Source organism: Oxalobacteraceae bacterium OTU3CAMAD1 (assembly GCA_024123915.1).
GTDB lineage: Bacteria > Pseudomonadota > Gammaproteobacteria > Burkholderiales > Burkholderiaceae_D > Rugamonas.
The window spans coordinates 14,715-32,255 of sequence record CP099650.1; the positions used below are offsets into that span (position 1 = coordinate 14,715).

General features: G+C 57.9%; 15 protein-coding genes. 4 read left to right on the forward strand and 11 right to left on the reverse strand.

The window, feature by feature from the left end:
• The first annotated feature begins 172 nt into the window (after nt 1-172).
• The gene (locus NHH88_00045; protein USX14224.1) at nt 173-1,456 is read left to right on the forward strand and encodes a hypothetical protein; all 1,284 of its coding nucleotides are present in this window, start codon (nt 173-175) and stop codon (nt 1,454-1,456) included.
• Between the two features lie 262 nt (nt 1,457-1,718).
• On the opposite strand, the gene NHH88_00050 is transcribed toward NHH88_00045, so the two are convergent.
• The 9 genes from NHH88_00050 to NHH88_00090 form a co-directional block, all read right to left on the reverse strand.
• Complete coding sequence (locus NHH88_00050; GenBank protein ID USX14225.1) at nt 1,719-2,141, reverse strand: hypothetical protein; 423 nt, start codon at nt 2,139-2,141, stop codon at nt 1,719-1,721.
• A gap of 808 nt (nt 2,142-2,949) precedes the next feature.
• A complete protein-coding gene (locus tag NHH88_00055; GenBank protein USX14226.1) occupies nt 2,950-3,192 on the reverse strand; it encodes an Eco29kI family restriction endonuclease in 243 nt (80 codons plus the stop codon).
• Nucleotides 3,193-3,455: 263 nt separating this feature from the next.
• Nucleotides 3,456-5,156, reverse strand: coding sequence for a DUF2235 domain-containing protein (locus tag NHH88_00060; protein ID USX14227.1), 1,701 nt, complete (start codon nt 5,154-5,156; stop codon nt 3,456-3,458).
• Nucleotides 5,153-5,788 carry a DUF3304 domain-containing protein gene (locus tag NHH88_00065; protein USX14228.1) on the reverse strand — a complete coding sequence of 212 codons (636 nt, stop codon included), beginning with the start codon at nt 5,786-5,788 and terminating at the stop codon, nt 5,153-5,155. The genes NHH88_00060 and NHH88_00065 overlap by 4 nt, the downstream gene beginning before the upstream one ends.
• A gap of 18 nt (nt 5,789-5,806) precedes the next feature.
• Nucleotides 5,807-6,064: a PAAR domain-containing protein gene (locus tag NHH88_00070; protein USX14229.1), complete on the reverse strand. Its 258-nt coding sequence runs from the start codon at nt 6,062-6,064 to the stop codon at nt 5,807-5,809.
• Between the two features lie 28 nt (nt 6,065-6,092).
• Complete coding sequence (locus NHH88_00075) at nt 6,093-6,899, reverse strand: DUF4123 domain-containing protein (protein USX14230.1); 807 nt, start codon at nt 6,897-6,899, stop codon at nt 6,093-6,095.
• Nucleotides 6,900-6,906: 7 nt separating this feature from the next.
• A complete protein-coding gene (locus NHH88_00080) occupies nt 6,907-9,546 on the reverse strand; it encodes a type VI secretion system tip protein VgrG (protein ID USX14231.1) in 2,640 nt (879 codons plus the stop codon).
• 37 nt (nt 9,547-9,583) lie between these two features.
• The gene (tssF, locus tag NHH88_00085; protein USX14232.1) at nt 9,584-11,422 is read right to left on the reverse strand and encodes a type VI secretion system baseplate subunit TssF; all 1,839 of its coding nucleotides are present in this window, start codon (nt 11,420-11,422) and stop codon (nt 9,584-9,586) included.
• A 181-nt stretch (nt 11,423-11,603) separates the two neighbouring features.
• Nucleotides 11,604-12,350 (reverse strand): hypothetical protein, encoded by a 747-nt coding sequence (locus NHH88_00090; GenBank protein USX14233.1) that lies wholly within the window; start codon nt 12,348-12,350, stop codon nt 11,604-11,606.
• Between the two features lie 128 nt (nt 12,351-12,478).
• On the opposite strand from NHH88_00090, the gene NHH88_00095 reads away from it, so the two are divergent.
• Nucleotides 12,479-12,631, forward strand: coding sequence for a DUF3375 domain-containing protein (locus NHH88_00095; protein USX14234.1), 153 nt, complete (start codon nt 12,479-12,481; stop codon nt 12,629-12,631).
• 13 nt (nt 12,632-12,644) lie between these two features.
• Here the strand turns inward: NHH88_00095 and NHH88_00100 are convergent, their stop codons facing one another.
• Entirely contained in the window at nt 12,645-13,322 is a 678-nt protein-coding gene (locus NHH88_00100; GenBank protein ID USX14235.1) for a hypothetical protein, read from the reverse strand.
• A gap of 530 nt (nt 13,323-13,852) precedes the next feature.
• Complete coding sequence (locus NHH88_00105; protein ID USX14236.1) at nt 13,853-14,851, reverse strand: hypothetical protein; 999 nt, start codon at nt 14,849-14,851, stop codon at nt 13,853-13,855.
• Between the two features lie 187 nt (nt 14,852-15,038).
• Between NHH88_00105 and NHH88_00110 the strand changes: the two genes are divergently transcribed.
• Together NHH88_00110 and NHH88_00115 are read left to right on the forward strand one after the other, a co-directional pair.
• Nucleotides 15,039-16,700 carry a YsnF/AvaK domain-containing protein gene (locus NHH88_00110; protein USX14237.1) on the forward strand — a complete coding sequence of 554 codons (1,662 nt, stop codon included), beginning with the start codon at nt 15,039-15,041 and terminating at the stop codon, nt 16,698-16,700.
• Nucleotides 16,701-16,754: 54 nt separating this feature from the next.
• Nucleotides 16,755-17,495, forward strand: coding sequence for a transporter substrate-binding domain-containing protein (locus NHH88_00115; GenBank protein USX14238.1), 741 nt, complete (start codon nt 16,755-16,757; stop codon nt 17,493-17,495).
• Nucleotides 17,496-17,541 lie beyond the last annotated feature (46 nt).

The window sequence follows — 17,541 nt, forward strand, 5'->3', positions numbered from 1 at the left end:
CTCTCCAACACATTCAGATCGGCTACTTCGCATTCCCATACCGCGAGCGTTTTCTCTTTTAATCAGCCCCTTTCGGCCCCAATGGATTGGCAGCGCCTGTGAAAATCGGAGTCTGAAGAATTTGCGAACCCTCAAGAAATATGCGGCCTATTCGTAGCGTTTGGAGGAGTCAATGAAACCAATTTTGCTCAAGATAGGCGCTGCGCTACAGTGCGCAATTTGCGGCACAGCTGCGAGTGCTTTGTATTTTGCTCTGGCAGCATTGGCGTGCCGACTCATCTCCAGCGGTTTCCCGAACAGCAAGAACAGCTCAGCGAGCTGGCCACAGGCGGCACAATTTGGTCTAATGCTGGGACTCGTCATAGGCTTGATTTGTTCCTGCGTGCTAGCCATCACCGCCTACCGGTCTGCGGATGCACCGGCCATGAGGAAAAAATTTGCATCGCAACTCATGCTGGTGCTGCTCGTTGGCGCGATGTTTGCGGCAGCGTTCGGCATATACGCGCAGTGGGACAGTAGTCATGACGGGACATTCGTCGCCCGCTTAGCTAGGCGCCAGGAGGTAGGCACACAAGTCGCACTAGCCAATCTAGTCTTTGGTGGCGCGGCGTTTGGCGTCCTGTTCGCAGTGAGCCTACACATGATTTGGCTATGGTTAGTGCCTCATGCCGCTAAGCGTACCCTGCACGACCTAATACTCCCATTTAACGTCCCAAAGTACCTAGTACTGAGCGTTGGTGTAATCGGCACGATATGGGGAGTGCTCCTGCCGTCGGACGGATTGCTCCAGGCCACGTACAAATGGAGTTTCGGCTCGCTGATGTGGTGTGTGGCGACGGCGTATCTGTGCGATTTTGTGTTGGCATTAGCAGGCCGCAGTTCCCCATATTGGAAGAAATTTTACGCGGAGAACAAAACGGACCTCTATGTGTGTTGCATTATGGGACTGACGCTTGTTCTGGTGCTGACGCAGTCCTCCGCGCGTTACAGCTGGTACAACTTGGATCTGGCATTGCTGGGTGCGCCGTTCTTTCTGTATGGGATCTTTGCCATTCTAGAATGCGCCACCATCAAAGTAGCCGGCCGCAAGCTTCCATTGCGCGTACGGATCAGCCTGTGCGCTCTGTTTGCAAGCATGTATGCCATCACGATTCTGATCTTGCTGAACGTGCAGTCGAAATCGATGCCGGAGTATGAAGCGCTGTGGTACCAGATCAATATATTCTGCGGCGGCCTATCGGTGCTGCTCTCTGCGCGGCAGATCCCCTACATGCTCAAGCAGGGCAAAATTGAGCCGTCGCCGGTCTTGCTCAGCATGTTTTCCAGCATAACGTTCAGCCGTGGGATCTACGCTGAGGCCTCTCGCGCGGCAGAGCAATGGAATGAACAGGTGAAGCTTGAAAAAACTGTGCTTCGCAAAGAGAAGGCGCGCGCATCCAAACGTAAACGGCGCTAGGCTGAAGTAACAATCACCAGCGGCGTTATACAGCGACGAGTTCACGGCTATACCGCCCAGTCTTCACGACATTGATTGGCGGTCTTAAGAATAGTCTCAATCTCTCTTGCAGCATAGACAGATCCCTATGCGCGTGTTCTTTGTCGGCTTCCGCGCGGACGAGGACAAGCTGTGGACGCCGCCGGCCAAGACGCACAGCGCCGATGGGAGCGGCACAAGGTGGCCAAGCGCCACCGGCCGCTCCGGCCCAAGGACATCGAGATCAAATGCCGCCGACCTCCTCGTCTACATAGAGAGCCAAGCCAGGGACCGTTCCGACGAGTGCTTCCGCTGTAGCGAAAAAAACGTTACCAAGTAACCGCAAACACGGGGATATTTCGACAATCCCACCCGTTTTATATGCCCCAGCTGACGCGCATTCAACTCGACCGGCCATCGCGTCTGCCTTTGTCTCATATTCGTGCAAATACAACTCCGACGCCGAACCGCCTTCTTGGACGTAGACATACGATGGCGTTGTTCTTTCTTTTAACAATGTCACATCATTTTGATCAATGGTGATGCGCAGTTGCCCACCTGACAAGCGCTCGCATTGGATTGCCGCTTGGGACGTCATGACGTAGAGAGCGACGGCTAGCAATTCATCGTGGTTTAACACCAACTTGGGCATATAGGTCTTAGTCATCGGTTGGTCCATGTGTGAGCCGAGCAGGCAAGGGAGGTACATGGCGTAGCAGCGCTATCGCAGACAACCATGGCTTAAGTGACGAACGATTCGCGAGACAGCGCCCCCACATCGGCAACTTTTTACCTTGCAGAGCAAAATCGGTTAGACCTTATTTCAACTAAAAATATCTTTTGTTTTGAAAAAAAGCTTACCAAGCTGGCCCAGCAATTGCATTTACGCCTCTGGCCGCAAACGACGCCGTGTTGTTTCAGGTCATCCTGCTACGGGGATGCTAACGCTGTGCCAATGGAGCGGCGTCGATGATCACCGATCGCGCATGCGAGCTGCTCAGGACTAGCGTCGCTGGCCTACTCCAGTTCGACGCCCCGCGCGCTGGCGTGGAGAAGCTCCCCAGGTTCAATTGGTGCACGTCTCCGGTGAAGCACCCCGAAGATCTGTAAATGTTGGCATAAGGCCGGTGCGTCGCCGGGTGGGCGCCGATCTGATCGATGAATCGTCCCCGGCGGGTTTTGGTTGTCCGTCGTCGCGTCGCCCCACTCGCGGCCGGGAGGCAGCGTGTCCCACGGGAGCGCTTGTTGACCCGGGTTTCCGAGCTGTAGCCGTGCCCGGACCGAAGCATATTTTCGTTTCCGAATTCCAGATCGGCTTGAAGAAGTTGATCAGGTGGTCCTCGGGCGATTTCTGGAAGCCCGTCTGCACGATCAGGAAGCAACCGTCGAAGTCGTTGATGTGTCCATGGTGCTGCCGGCGCTGCGGATGTTCTTGGCGTGCTAGTTGAGGCGTGCGGATAGTCTGGTGCCCTGGCTCACCGCGCCCTCGGCGGCCTGGTTGTCGGATCGGCCTTGCCAACGTAGATCGGATGGTCCACGCCCTGCAGCGGCGCGTAGGGGCCGAAGTTGCCGCGGTAGTAGATGGCGTAGACGCCGGCGCCGTAGAATTCTGGGATCTTCGATAGCGGGTGCTTGGTTTGGGCGACCAGGGTCAGCGCGACAACGCGGCCGGAGGTGTTGGGGTCGGTGGGATCGAAGATGGATTCGGGACGCAGCACCGGGTCGAGCTTGTGCGTGACGTTTCTCAGCTGGGCGGTGAATTGCTCAAGGCCGAGGCGCAGTTTCTTGACGGAGCGGAGTCTTCGCCGGCTTCGGCGGCGGCGATGCGGTCGGTGAGCGTGCGCAGCTCGGCGAGCAGAGAGGTTGGTGGGGAGGGTTGCTTTTTGTTTGCTGCCATCGGGTGCCCTGCGCTTGGGTGTCTGGCTCGATGGAATCGAGAGTTCGGTCAGCGTTGGGTTGCTGACCTCTCTAGATTCTACATCTACGCTGCTTGAGCATCATCCGGTTTCGCCTCATTCATAACGATCCCACCCATCTCACCTCCGATAAAGCCCTTGCGATAACGCCAATATCCCGTCATTTCGATACTCGCACGATCAAATCCTGCAAGCGAATCATGAACGTAATTGTCGAAAAAATGTGCTTCAGTAGCGTTTACTTTTGCGGAAGCTTTCGCGAGCGAAAGCACTTTTCCTGCCTCCTTATCCAGCACGGACGTCCTCACCTTATCAGTCGTCTCAGACGCGGCACTCGATATGAAAGACAATATTCCGCTTTGTGTTTTCGGACTCGCTGCGTGCTCGATCAACTCAGCATCATCTATAAGTATCTTGTTGAACTTTTCAAGTTTTACTCGGTCGGATTTATTGGATTTTTTTACATGCTCCAAACTGGAATATGTCAAACGATTTTGCCATCTCCAATTCAGGTACCGCTGCGACCATGCATTCATCGGCCGTGCAGTACAACTTGAAACAGTGAGAAAATCGTTATAGGCCTTGATAAGCGCAGGCGCCATCGCAAAAGGATCATACCACTTCCCCACAACAGCGCGCCTCTTATCCAGGGGTACACCAGCAGCTACGGCGCAGTCGTACATATGGTTTAAAGGTATCTGGGCTAACTTAAGCGAATCACTGATGGTCCAATCGGTTCCAACCGATACCCCTAGTTCGGCAGGATCATAGCCGCCACCGACGTCACTGTGGGCTCCAGGGTATGCGAACTCTTGTGTATTCGGCGGTAACACGCCATCTACACCTGCTTCATCCAAAGGGAAGTTCTTACGCAGCTCATGCATCGCCACCATGTGAACACAATTCTCAATAATCTTGGGTATCCGCAAATACTTCACATCGGCCCATCCGCTGTGGCCGCCAGGGACGTTACGAAGACCCGCATTAACACTTGACCAAAATCCTCCAGAGGCAACAGTATCCATAATTCCTAGAAACCTAAATCTTACTGGAATGCCCGCGAACCTCCCTCCATCCATCAGCTGCTCCAACCAACTGCAGAAGACACGGGCCTGGGCGGCTCCGCGAGAAAAGCCGAAAACATCAAGAAAGCACTCTTTAATTATCGGCTTCTTAGCCGACGCGAATTTTAGAGTCATCTCTTCTATCTTCGCTTTGAAGAACGTGTCTCTAATTCCGGCACCGAAGAAATCCGGCATGAGGAGTCCAGAATCCAAACCCAGTTCAGCTAAGGCATCAGCATGCGCAGAAGAAGCAGCGGCTTTAATACCGACAGAACAGAGAGCCCGCACCTGAATTTTTGAAAAAAGAGCTTCATCAAAAACAATTCGATGAATAGTGTCCAGCAAATGAAGCATGGCATACAGAACCCTTGCTTCACAGCCAATTCCAAATCCGTTCCCCAAACTACTTTGTCCACTTTCATTAATTTCCGGAAAAGCGGTTCCTACGCCATACATATAATGCGCAAATTTTTGTTTCTTAGGGTTTGCGAGATAGCTGTCATACAATCTGACAATATTGCTGTGACCAAGCTTGGGCTTATCGTTCTTGCCATTATTATTTGTTCCATCAAAGAAAAATCCAATGTCGACGTAGCATTCGCACTTTGACGAATCTATCAAATGACGGGGCTTTACAAGATTCACCAACTTTGTTGGCGCTACCAGAGTTGCTGCGATTTTTACCGCCGGGATTTCGTTCATTTCCAATTTCCTTCCTTAGTGGCTTCCTCACTGCTTTTTCTCTTCATTTCTGCAAGTTCTGCTGCGGTAAATAGCGAAGCCACCACATGCCCCGTTGTAGCCCTCACCGTTGCGTTAGCATCCCCGCGCTGAATTGGATGTTTGCCCCCTTCCGATCCGAAAATGCTCGAAACAGCACGCACCTTACCGCCAGCGAAAAAATGAATATAAAGATCCTCAGGGCTTTCGTATTTCTCAATTGGCACCACTGCCTTGTAATTTTTCCAAACTACACTTTGATAATTCCCCTTCCTTGTCTCAATTTCTTTTTCGTTAGACCAATCGGCAATAGACCACCGGATTTCAGCGATTAATCCAGGTCGCCATTTCACGGGAAGCACTACGCAACAGACATTGCCGCCCCCACCCCCTTCTCTACCGACATTCCCTGCCCATTGCCCGTCCACATAGAATTCAGAGATGTTGAAATTGTCGCCAATGTGTTGTACTCCAATCATGCCCACCGCTAGCAGATCCTTACCCCCACTTTTAGAAGCTGATGTTTCGTGAGCTGCTGCGCAAAGACTGATCAACATGCTCGTGACGGACGTTAAGCTCCAAACAATCATCTTTCGAAGAAATTGATTTTTCATTTTGATGCTCCACTATGTTTAAATCGATGAGATCAATTTCGCGCCACATGCGGTCTTGTCGTCGTGGTAAGCCACTGCTTTCCCTTGATGGATGCGATCACTTGCAGCTACCTGAATTGGAAATGTTCCTTTGCACTTAGGGCAGGTGGTCAAATCTCCATTCACCGCCACCGCTTTGCCCAGAGCTTTGAAGGTAGTCTGTGCCGAGATGACTTTTCCGCCATGAGAAGTCTTATCGCCAAGTCGAATGACACCTAAGCCTTTACTATTTTTCATCTAGCCTCCCTCCCAAAATTTCACTCGTTCAAACAGTATTGTTGAGTTCGATCATCCGCTGCAAACTCTCGCGGATCTTCATCCGATCTGATCCAGCTAATGCATCCTCAAGTCCTGACACACTCAGCAACCTGCCGTCGGTATCAAATACCCCAGCCGCAAAAAGGACGAGATCTTGATCATCAGAATGACCAGCAACATGCCACATGCGACGCGCTTGGGTGGCATATGCAAAAGCTTCCGCACTTAGATACGCGGACGGAGGCGCGATGCGGTACATGCGAAGGTTTACCAATAACTGATCTGCACCCATGGAATCTTTCAGGGCACGGATTTGGGCGCCGGTCAGCCTCAAAGGAGGCATTGTCGAGCCCCGCGCATTCCCGATCGGTAGCGAAAATAGCTTCCCGTCGCGACCATGAACCTTCCAACTTGTGAAAGGCGCGGTAATTAGAGTCCACTGCTCAGGAGTCAGAATAGAAGCAAGATTAGGTAGAACAACCCCATCCGCAAATCGCAGCGTAAGTTCGCCATCGCCCCGAGTGAGCACACAGATAAATTGCCGCAGGTGCTCGACTAACTTTTCGAGTGTCAGAGTCGTCTCGATAAACGAGACCCCCAACTGTGGTCGTCGCGCGTTCACGATATCCATCAGAGAGGAGATCCGTGAGCACTGAACCGCACGCTCAACATCAATTACGACTGGGCTGACGTCGACAGCGTAGCGGCCGTAGATCGCGGCAATCCAACTGGGCCGGCGATTTTTCTGCAACCACGGCTTGGTTTGCAGATCGCCCAATAGGGTCGTATCGATAAGCACGTAAGTCGAATGCATGAGCACCTCACTTTGAAATTGCGAATGGGCTATGCGCCTCGGCTGCAATCAGCAGACAGGGTATGCATATTTTGTGGAGTTGAGGGTCCGCAGAAAATTCCGTTGGGCGCGCTTTCGCGGCAAAAGTCTGATGGTCTTGGGCATACACTTCATGCTTGCCATCCGTGTATCCCTTAATACCGCTAGCACTTAATTCCAGCTCCGTGCCGCCCCCGTTTATTCGCACGCCCTTCTTCGCCTTGATAGTGATCCAGTCAGCCGTGCTGATGATCTCTAAAACCTTTTTAGCTAAGAGCATCATCTGGTCATCATGGGCTTTGATCATGACTTGGCCGCTAGCTGCCGTAGCCTTCAAACCGCCTTCGTTAGCGAAAAGACTCATGCCTTGTGCAGCACGTAACGATGTTGTTTCACCGGATGAAAGACAGGTGGCGCCAAGGCTAACGATGTCGATCGTCTTATCAGCACCAATCGCTATGTTCTGCTTGCTGCCCGCCACTAAGCCTGCTGGCGCGCTGATGGCAACGATGGGAGCACCGTTGGTATCCATCTTCTTGAGTTTTTCAACTAGTGCGGTCAGCTCCGGACCATGAGTCTTGTCGTTCGCGTGCTTGGTGGCCTCCTTACTCAACTCCTGAACCAGCTTTTCCAGACTCAGTAAGACATTGCTGAGTCCGTTGCGTTCAAGATGCGCCCCGGTGTCGACATCTGTAGCCTCGGCAGTAATCAATACCCCCTGCCCACCCCGTACCGTGGATTGCATATCGCTGCGCAGCTCAGCTCCCTCACCGCGAGGTTTTCCATGGCCGTGAGTTTTAGATTCAGTAAGGAATCCGAGATTCACCTGGCTATTTGCGTGGTCACTTGATAGCTGCGCACTGATCTCACCATTCGTGTCGTCGAGGCGCAACTGATTTGCTCGCCCTCCTTTAATTTCTCGGCTTTTGATACCCGACAAATACCTATTGCCAGGCAAGTCGTCGAGGTTACTTAAGGCCGGCGGCTGCGCCTGCTGGTTGTACAGTTGTCCTACGATCACCGGCTTGTCCGGATCGCCCCCCAGGAAGTTAACCAGCACCTCAGTACCTACGCGCGGCAGGCCAATAGTTCCGCACTGATCCACGCTTCCCGGCCCATTCCCCGCCCAATTCGACGCCACGCGCACCCACGCCGAGTCGCCATCGTCACCCGCCGCACCCGAACCATCCGCATGCACATGATCCGCCGCCCGCGTACCGGGAAAGCGAATCTTCACCCTCCCCATCTGATCGCAATACACCTCCTCGCCCTTCGGCCCGACGACGATCGCGCTTTGCATTAGCGCCTGCGGCAGGTCGGTGCGCGCGTCGTACGCCGGCACGATCTTCACGCCGCGCCGCACCGCCGTGAACTGGATGTGCATGCGCAGCGCGCCCGACGCCATCCTGTCCACGACCTCCTTTTGCGTCTGCGGCTCCTGCGCGCCCTGCGTCCAGCGGCTACGCGAGAACAGGCGCTCCACCCGTTCGGCCAGCGCCTTGGGCAGGTTGTTCTGCGCGTTCACCTGCAAGGCCGTGACGATGAAGTCGCGTTCCTCGCGCGGGTGCTGGTCCACCTCCGGATGCCCGCTCAAGGTGAAGTACTCGCCGGCGCACAGGTCGCGCACGCTGCCTTCGCCGTGGAAGCACTTCGATTCGAAATCGTGGCGCGACATGTGCAGTTTGCCGAGGCGGCACAAGTCGTCGACGTCGTCGCCCGCGTGCGGCATCATCACCTGATAGTCGTCCAGGCTGGCGGCCAGCTCGTTGCCGCTCACGCCCTGGTCGACGCCGCTGCTGGTCTGCGCCATCATGTAGTCCGGGCCTTGCGAGCGGTAGTCCCAGCTGTGCCGCGTCACCACGCCCGGTTGCAGGCTGCGCACCGCGCCCCAGGAGGTGATCGTGTCGCGCTGCTCGGTGCCGGCGTCGCGGTGGTAGCGGATGGTGCCGGCGACGTTCTGGCGCAGGCTGTCGGCGTTATTGAACAGCACCAGCGTGTGCGTCGGCACTTCGCCATTGGCCTCGGCGCGCACGTACCAGCCAATGCCGCTGCGCTTGAGCAGGCGGCGGATGAAGGCGGCGTCCGATTCGTTGTGCTGCATGGTGAATTCGCGCTTGGGATACTCCTGCAGATGGAACGCCTCGCCCACTTCGTCCGTGAAGCAGACGCCGAGCGTGGAGCTCTTTTGCCGCCATTCCAGCAGGATCTGCCGCACGATCTCCACTTCATCCATCTGGCGGAACACGCGCGTGTTGATGCGCTTTTCCAGGATCGCCAGGGCGTCGCGTAGCACCAGCTGGTAGCTGGCCAGGCCGCCGTCGCTGTCGCCGGAGCTGGCTTCGGTGACGATGCCGCAGACGCTGCGCAAATCGCCCTGGTCGGTGACGAATTGCAGCGCGGCCGGCACGGCGATCAGTTGCTTCAAGGGCAGCGTGGCGTTGGACGAGATGCACAGGACGCGGTAGTCGATGCCGCCGCACAGCGTTTCGGTGCCGAACACGCGCTGCGGCAGCAGCATGTCGTCGTTGATGCCGCCGGGAAGATCGAGCTTGAGCCGGATCGGCCGGTTGAAGGTGACCAGCTCCTTGGGCATGCTCATGAAGCTGAAAAAGTCGTTATCGAGTCCCACGTTTGCTCCTCTGGTATGCGGCGGATGTGGCGGAAGGTCAGGCCAGCGGCAAGGCGCCGCTGCGCGGTGCGCATCGCAGCACTTCCTTGCCACTGGCTTGGGAGACGATCACCAGTTGGGTGTAGCTGTTCAAGTGGACGGTCAGGCTAAACAGGTGATCCAGCACCTGGGCGAAGACGTGGACGCCGGTGTCGGTGTACGCCGCTTCGTCCAGGGTGGCCGTTACTTCTATCCCGCGCAGATAGGCGCTGTCGCTGGCCGTCCGTATCCATGCCGTGGCCGGACGGTGCGACAAGCCGGTGATGCCGTCGATCTGCCGCTGGGCGATGGCGTTGTCGCGCTGCGCGTACAGCCGCAGCGTCGCCGCCAGCGCAGGCAGGCCTTCCTGCGTGAGCGTGCGGTGGTTCGGTGCCAGATGGGCGATCAGTCCCCATAGTCTGTTGCCGTGCGACGCCTGCGGGTGCGACATGGTCGGCCGGCGCAGCATGCGGATCGGGAAGTTACCGGTGGATTTGACCGCGCGCAGGTCGCCGTCGGTTCGTCCGTACGGCAGGTTCTGCGGCAGGTTGCGGTTGGTGCAGGTGACTTGTACCGATGCAGTGCCGTCCTCCATCCGAAGTGGCGCCAGTTCCTGGTCGACCAGCGTCAGCGAGACACCGTGGTCGGTACCGCCGCCAAGATCGTCACGGTGTTCGAGCCAGTAGTGGCCTTTCCCGCTGGACGATCCCTGGCGCAGTGAATAGTACGGTGCGAAGTCCTGGATGCTGCTGCCCTGCTGTTGCTTTCTCACCAGCTGCACCGAGTCGACGCTGTAAATCTCGCCGTCGCTGGGCGGCACCGCGTCCAGCACCACCGGGTAGCTGCGGCGGGCAGTGGCCGCGCGGATCAACATCGGCTTGGCCGCTTTTTCGAACAGGTTGATGATGGGTGTGCAGCCAAGTACCAGATTCGCTTCGGTTAGCGTGCGCAGCACGCGCGCGGCAGGTGTGCTCGGACGGACATCGGCCAGCGCCAGGCGCAGTGTCAGCCGGGTGCAGTCGGCCGGACTGGCGGCGATCAGCGCGCCGAGGTCGATGTCGAAGAAGTCGAATTTTTCCGGGAAGGCGGAGTATTCGCTGAGCAGGCGATACGCGCCGTGTTCGGACGGGGCGACCGGCAGCAGCGCTTCGTCGTCGGCAAAGCCCACCGGTGCGATAGGTGGCTTGGCCAGCATGCGCCATTGGCCGCCGGCCTCCACGCAGGCGCAGGCGGTGCGTATGAACAGCGCGTCGCGCAAGGTGGCGCGCAGCGTGGCGTCGGCGTCGATGAAGACGCGCATGGTGCTAAGGCCCTGCAGCGCCAGGCCGCGCGCGACGCCGGTGCTTTCGATCGTGATGCAGATCGCGGCGCCGGCTTCGGGCGGCAGCGCGATCGTCGACGGCACCTGGATGTGCGGTTCGAACCATGCCGCGCCAATGGCGACAGGGGCGACCGTGGCGTCATAGACGGTGCGGAAGCCGCAGCTGACGGTGTTGGGTGCCAGCGATTTCATGGCGGCGCCGCGCGGCAGCACTGTGACGCTGCTGACCGCGTTTTTCGGGGCGTCGCTGTAGTCGATGCGGGCGATCGAGCACGATGGCATCGGCCGCAGATGGTGCGGGTACAGCATGCCGAGCAGTGCTTCGGTGAAGCCGGAGTGGCCGTCGTCCAGCCGCTTGGCGACGCTGGCGTTGAGGAAGGCGCAGGACTGGATCAGGCGTTCCACATTGGGGTCGGCGCAGGTTTCGCCGCGTATCTGCAGGCTGCCGGCCAGTTGGGGATACCGGCCGGCGAACTCGGCGCCGGCGCGGCGCAGCTGGCTCAGTTCCCGTTCGAAGTACGGCAGTAGTTTTTCCATCGCGGCATCCATCGCAGAGTGGGCAGCTTCGATGCCTGAAGGCAACGAACGGACTGCACAGGATGTCGATCATGTCATGGCGGGAGGAGGGGGTTTTTGAGGTGACGCAAGGTGGCGGACTGGGCGGCGGAATCGCAACACTCGACCGGGTTTCATCCCGGCGAACGGCCCAACTCCCGATCTAAAGTAAGCCACGGAACACGACCGGTAGCCCAACGCGCATTTCGAAGCGCCCTACAAGATGTACCCACAAGTAGTACCCAGAGCAAAGCTGGACTATTGCATATAGCGAAAGTGGCAGACAGAGAACAGACAAATGCACTAGCAGATGCAGATTCTCGTCCATCCTGAACAGGATAATCTGAAGCGGATACAGCGACGGCAAAAAAAGAAGTGCCGTGCCAAGGATTTTGTTCAACCTTGAGCCGAGTTCCTTGCGAGGAGCCAGCTCCCACAGGTACTTCATTTCCCGCCTGTCGACATAGGCTTGACTACCATCAAGCTTGATTTCGCTCTCCAGGTACTTGTATCGGCTCTCCAATGCCTTTGTCTTTCGTATGCTTCGCCAGCTTAAGAAGATAGCGACAGAACTGTAGCTCGCCCAGTAGGCGGCTTTCCACGCTGACGGCTCATCCACTATCATTGTGGTCAATACAGCGGGACTGATGAATAAAACCAGCAGCGGGAGAAATCCAAAGACGCCCAAAATCAGATAAAAAAACTTCACTCTCCGCACTATAAAAAATACTCCGGCAGCATAAACTATTGCTGAGATGATAGCTGCCGAGACGAAGAATTCGAAGATGAGGCCGGTTGGCCTGCCTGCGGTATCGAGAGCAATAAAAGACAGCATCGCAGTTAAGCCGTAGCCGACGACTGACCCGGGTGCCGCTCGTTTCAAACTATTCTCAAGTGTTGGGATTTGCATGGTCAGCTTACCGGCAGGTTAAAACACGATGCTCTCACGCTGAAGATGGATGCTCTTGACCAGACGCAACAATCTAATGTGGGCATGCCTGGCCGCGCGACATCCCCCGCTTGCCTTAAAATAGCGCCATGAAAGCCGACGTCCCCCTCGCCACCAACCGCCGCCTGCGCCAGCAACCGCTGTGGCGGCTTTTGGCCGCGCCCAGCGGCCCGGCGGCGTTGGCGCTGATGCAAACCCACCTCTACGACGGCGAGCGCAGCCTGCCGGGGTCGATTGCATAGGTCGCTTCGGTCGTCATTTCTTCTCGCTTTGAACAGCGTTGTAGTGGAAGAGATCAAGGGGTTTGACTGTGTTTTTTGGCGGGCGGCAAATAGCTGCCTCTTCATGGTTGCGCGGCGGATGCGTTCTGCGCCACTCGCGCTTCTCCGAAATGGTGACCAACCTGCCGTCGAAGAGCGCGTGCTCGCGTATCTCCCCATGGAACATCAAAAAATTGGGCTGTTTGAAGGCGGTTGGCAGATCATGGACAGAAATCGGGACAAAACTTGTGCCCTGCAATTGCAACACCGGACCGCAGCCGTACCACGCTAGACCGAAGTTCTGTCCGGGAACCAGTCGTGACTTTCCATAGGATCCGCCATAGATCATCAAGTACCACCGGCCCTGCTCCTCATCCAGTAAAATCGGCGTATAGCCTTTTAAAAGCTGGGTAACTCTCCCGGTAGTGCCTCCCGCATCGAAGCTGAGTTCGGTATCCCGCGTGATGGCGCCTGAATATGGGTCAAACCTGAAGCGCAAGCGTTCGAAAGTCCGCAGCACGTGGACGACAATAATCCTGCCATCCGCCAACTCCACCTCCTCATCCCACCGCAACTCGAAGTAGCGCGAATGCCAACCAAAGAAAAACAAGTAGATACAAAAAGCCGTGCCAGCCAGCGCTAGCAATCCTAGCCATGTAAAGTGTTTTCGCATTGACCGCCCCTCCCCATTCACAACACTGATCGCTCACGCCCGGCGAGTGAGTCTTGTCCAGATTTGGTTGCCGCTGCGCGATCCTGACATGAAGCTCAGTCAGGTCGCGCCGCAATTCACGGTTTCAAGGCCAACGATGTACTCGGTCAGACACGCCTGATTGCGCGCGGCCAGTCGTAACTTGTACGAGGTGAAATTTGTTGTTATGCCAATTACAAGGAAAGTGGCCGCCCACGCAGGCTGCACAGGGTTGCAAGGCCCAGAAAAGCGAGGCTCTAGTGACGCTGGAATCTTCCATTGCCGAATCCCGGTAGATGATTTCCAAATGGAAACACTGCCGATTATGGGTGAATTCTCATTCGGAAGTCCATCGAATTGTCACAGCTGCTATTTTTCTTTGCATCGAAAGGCATCTGTAAGGACGAAAAAAAATGGCCGTCATCGCGACGGCCATTCATGCTCAGGGCGGGCCTACCTGCTCGGCGGCTACCGGTTCGGATACGGCACGTGATGCACCACGTGCCACACCATTATCGCGTCACACGCTCCCACCCGGCCCGCACGGCCTCCTTGAACTTTTCCCAGTTCGATTGCGGATAAGTATTCTCCCAGGTCGTACGCAGCTCGGGCTCGGCGTGCTCCCACGGCTTGTCCCGATATGCCGGGCTGCCGGCCATCGATTCGCCATACTGATACGCCGGGTTGTATTCCTGATACGTGCCGCCCGTGTACGTCTTCTCCCAGTGCGAGCGGAAATATTCATCGCCTTCGCTGTCGCCACGCAGGATATTCAAACTATCCTGATTAGCCTTGCTGTCGAGTTCATCCACTCGCTCGCCGCGCAGGATGTTCAGGCTGTCCTCGTTCACGCCAGCCTCGACATCGCGCGGATAGATGCGCATGCCGCTGCGCTGCACCGTGCGCTGCCCCTCGGCCAGCGGATCGCCGGCGAACGGGCCGTCCGGCGAAATCATCTCGCCGCGCTGCAGCGAGCCCTGCGTCAGCATGCCCTGCTCGGAGCGGACGAACTCGACCGCCTCCTCGCGCGGACGGATGCCGTGCGGCTCGGGCGCGCTTTGCAACGCCGGTTCCGGGGCGCGTTGCAGCGCACCCACCGTGGTCTGCTGCATGCCGGTGCCGCTGCGCAGGATTTCCGCGCCGGTCCAGCCGCTGGCGCGCCACATGGTTTCATGCTCGTCGATGTCGATCGGATTGAAGTCTTCGACGATGTCGGCGGCCAGGTCGGCCTTGGCCAGGTCTTCGGATTCGACGGTCAGCACCGTGTGTCCGCGATTCAACGCTTCGGCGTAGACGTGGCGGTCGGCGTGCTCGCGGCCGATCAGGTCGCTGAACATCTGCTTGATGTTGCCCAGGATCGACGCATCGTCGTCGATGCGCGCGCGGCCGGCGGCGCTGCCGGAATCGGTGATCTGGATGCTGCCCCGATCGAAGCCATTCAAGATCAGTTCTTCCTGAGCCTGGGTGGCCTCGGCGCGGGTTTCAAATACGGCTGCCAGTGTGTGGGTCATGATGGGCTCCTCGGTTAAACGCATGGGGTCGATACGAAAAATTAGTCTACGTGGTAAGCGGCAAACTCAGCGCCCGCTTGCCTCTAGGAAAACCAAGCGCCCTTTTTTCTAAAGGGCAAACGGGCGCTGGCCCGCGCGGCGCCGACGTAGACTGGCTATCCCGTTGCACGCGCCGGCGCACCTCCAAATGGCCAACGAATCCAACATTCCACCGCAGCACGCCGCCGAAGGCGAGACGGTCACGCTGCCCGTGTATCAGGAGCAACTGCACGTGGACACGCGTCTGGCGGACACCGCCCGTGGCGTGCGCGTGCACAAGCATGTGCGCAGCCATCCGCATCAGCTCGATCAAACCTTGTGGTACGACGAACTCGATGTCCGGCATGTGCCGGTCAACCGCGTCGTCAGCGCGCCTCCCGCCGCGCGCTACGAGGGCGACACCTTCATCGTTCCGGTCCTGGAAGAAGTGCTGGTGGTGGAAAAGCGCTACCGGATCAAGGAGGAACTGCACATCACGCGGCTGCGTCACGCCAGCCGGCACCAGCAGACGGTGCCGCTGCGCGCGGAGCACGTAACGGTCGAGCGCTTCGACGACGGGAACGGCGGGCAACCCTCAACCACACTCACCAAGGAAGCAACCATGGCACACACACTGGCGGCAGTATTCGAACAACGCGGCGATGCCGACCGCGCAAAGGCAGAGCTGCTCAACGCAGGTTTTAGCAGCAGCGCGGTACGGCTGGCCTCGGGCACCGGCACGCAGACACAAGCAAGCACACAAACGAGTAGCGCAGCGAGCACCGACGACAGCATCGGCGGGAGCATCATGCAATTCTTCAGCAGCATATTCGGCAACGACGAGCATGCCGACAAACAGGCCTACAGCAGCGCCATCAACCGGGGCAATACCGTGCTGACGGTGGACGCCAGCACCGAAGACGAGATCGAACGCGCCGCCGACATCATCGAAGGCTTCGGCCCGCTCGACATCGACGAGCAGCAGGGACTGTCGGGACAAGCACCACCGCAAGCCTACCAAGGCGCGCACCAGGGGGGCATGGCGAGCGCCGCCGGGTCGATGCAGGACGCGCAGGCGGCCGTCCCGGGTTCCATGCAAGGCGTGCAGTCGACAATGACCGGGACGATGCAAGGCGGCACGCAAGCGACGGCGGCCGGCGCCATGGGCGGGATGCAAGGCGGCACGACGTCGGCTGAGGCGGGCTCGATGCAGCGCACCACCACCGAGGAGCAGGCGATCCCCGTCATCCAGGAGGAACTCAAAGTCGGCAAGCGCACCGTGCAGCGCGGCGGCGTGCGCGTCTACCAGCGCGTGATCGAAACCCCGGTGCAGGAAGACATCACCCTGCGCGAGGAGCACGTGACAATCGAGCGCCATCCGGTGGACCAGGCCATCGCGCCGGACCAGGTGCCGGCCTTCCAGGAGAAATCCTTCGAGCTGCGCGAAAGCGCCGAGGAGGCGGTGGTGCAAAAGAGCGCGCGCGTGGTCGAGGAGGTCGTCGTCGGCAAGGAAGTGTCGCAGCGGCAGGAGCAGATCAGCGACACCGTGCGCAGCACCGACGTCGAGGTCGAACAAATCGCGCCCGACATCGACACCCACTTCCACACGCACTGGCAAAGCAACTACGCCAGCAGCGGCGGCAGCTACGAGGACTACGACCCGGCCTACCGCTATGGTTCGTCGATGGCGTCCCACGAATCCTACCGGGGCCGGCCGTGGAACGACGTCGAGCCCGAGCTGCGCAGCAACTGGGAAAGCAGCTATCCGCAATCGGGATGGGAGAAGTTCAAAGCGGCGGTCCGCGAAGGCTGGGATCGCATGACGTCCTGACGCGGCCGTGTCCGCCTTATAATGGGGGGAAACCCTCATTCAGGATAACCGGACATGCTGAAAACCGCCCAGCGCATAGCGGCCACGTTGTTGACGTTCTTGCCGCTATGCGCCTCGACCACCGTGCACGCCGCGCCCGGGGAATACATCATGATCGCGCCGCTGGACCAGGCCATGCCGATCGTGCGCTTCGAGAACGGCATCCTGACGGGCGGCATCCTCAAGGACCTGGGCGACGCCATGGCCAGGCGGCTGGGGCGGCGCGCGGTCTACATCAGCGTGGATGTGCCGGGGGTCAAGCAAGTGCTGACCAGCGGCCGCGCCGACGGCATGTGCTACGTGATGCCGTTCTGGATCGATGGCGACTACAACTGGAGCACGCCGCTGCTGTCGGACACCGAAATGGTGGTCGCGCGCGGCGATGCGCCGCAGATCGGCTCGCTGAAGGCCCTGCGGAACAAGCCGGTCGGCACGGTGGGGGGGTACCGCTATCCGCGCATCGAGCAGGTGCTGGGCAAGGGGTTCACTCGTGTCGATGCGCTCACGATCGATCAGAATATCCAGCAGATTTTGGCCGGGAAGACGCAGTACGCGGTGATCGGAGAGATCACGATGTCCTACCTGCAGCGCCACTATCCGGCGCTGCATTTACGTCCGGAGCTGGTTTTTATCAACTTCAAAGCGCAATGCGCGTTCTCGCGCAAGTCGCAGGTGCCGTTCGAACAAGTCAATAGTGTCATAGAGACCATGCTCAAGGACGGCAGTATCGACCAGATTTTGGCACGGTACCGGTGAACACGGACATGTGATCCCACGTGGATCCGATGTGTTTCGGCGTCCC

Excerpts from the sequence above, each read along its gene's own strand:
- NHH88_00070 (USX14229.1), bottom strand. The coding sequence starts at position 6,064 with ATGAAAAATAGTAAAGGCTTAGGTGTCATTCGACTTGGCGATAAGACT.
- NHH88_00115 (USX14238.1), top strand. The coding sequence starts at position 16,755 with ATGCTGAAAACCGCCCAGCGCATAGCGGCCACGTTGTTGACGTTCTTG.
- NHH88_00075 (USX14230.1), bottom strand. The coding sequence starts at position 6,899 with ATGCATTCGACTTACGTGCTTATCGATACGACCCTATTGGGCGATCTG.
- NHH88_00105 (USX14236.1), bottom strand. The coding sequence starts at position 14,851 with ATGACCCACACACTGGCAGCCGTATTTGAAACCCGCGCCGAGGCCACC.
- NHH88_00090 (USX14233.1), bottom strand. The coding sequence starts at position 12,350 with ATGCAAATCCCAACACTTGAGAATAGTTTGAAACGAGCGGCACCCGGG.
- NHH88_00095 (USX14234.1), top strand. The coding sequence starts at position 12,479 with ATGAAAGCCGACGTCCCCCTCGCCACCAACCGCCGCCTGCGCCAGCAA.
- NHH88_00050 (USX14225.1), bottom strand. The coding sequence starts at position 2,141 with ATGACTAAGACCTATATGCCCAAGTTGGTGTTAAACCACGATGAATTG.
- NHH88_00060 (USX14227.1), bottom strand. The coding sequence starts at position 5,156 with ATGAACGAAATCCCGGCGGTAAAAATCGCAGCAACTCTGGTAGCGCCA.
- NHH88_00065 (USX14228.1), bottom strand. The coding sequence starts at position 5,788 with ATGAAAAATCAATTTCTTCGAAAGATGATTGTTTGGAGCTTAACGTCC.
- NHH88_00110 (USX14237.1), top strand. The coding sequence starts at position 15,039 with ATGGCCAACGAATCCAACATTCCACCGCAGCACGCCGCCGAAGGCGAG.
- NHH88_00045 (USX14224.1), top strand. The coding sequence starts at position 173 with ATGAAACCAATTTTGCTCAAGATAGGCGCTGCGCTACAGTGCGCAATT.
- NHH88_00100 (USX14235.1), bottom strand. The coding sequence starts at position 13,322 with ATGCGAAAACACTTTACATGGCTAGGATTGCTAGCGCTGGCTGGCACG.
- tssF (USX14232.1), bottom strand. The coding sequence starts at position 11,422 with ATGGAAAAACTACTGCCGTACTTCGAACGGGAACTGAGCCAGCTGCGC.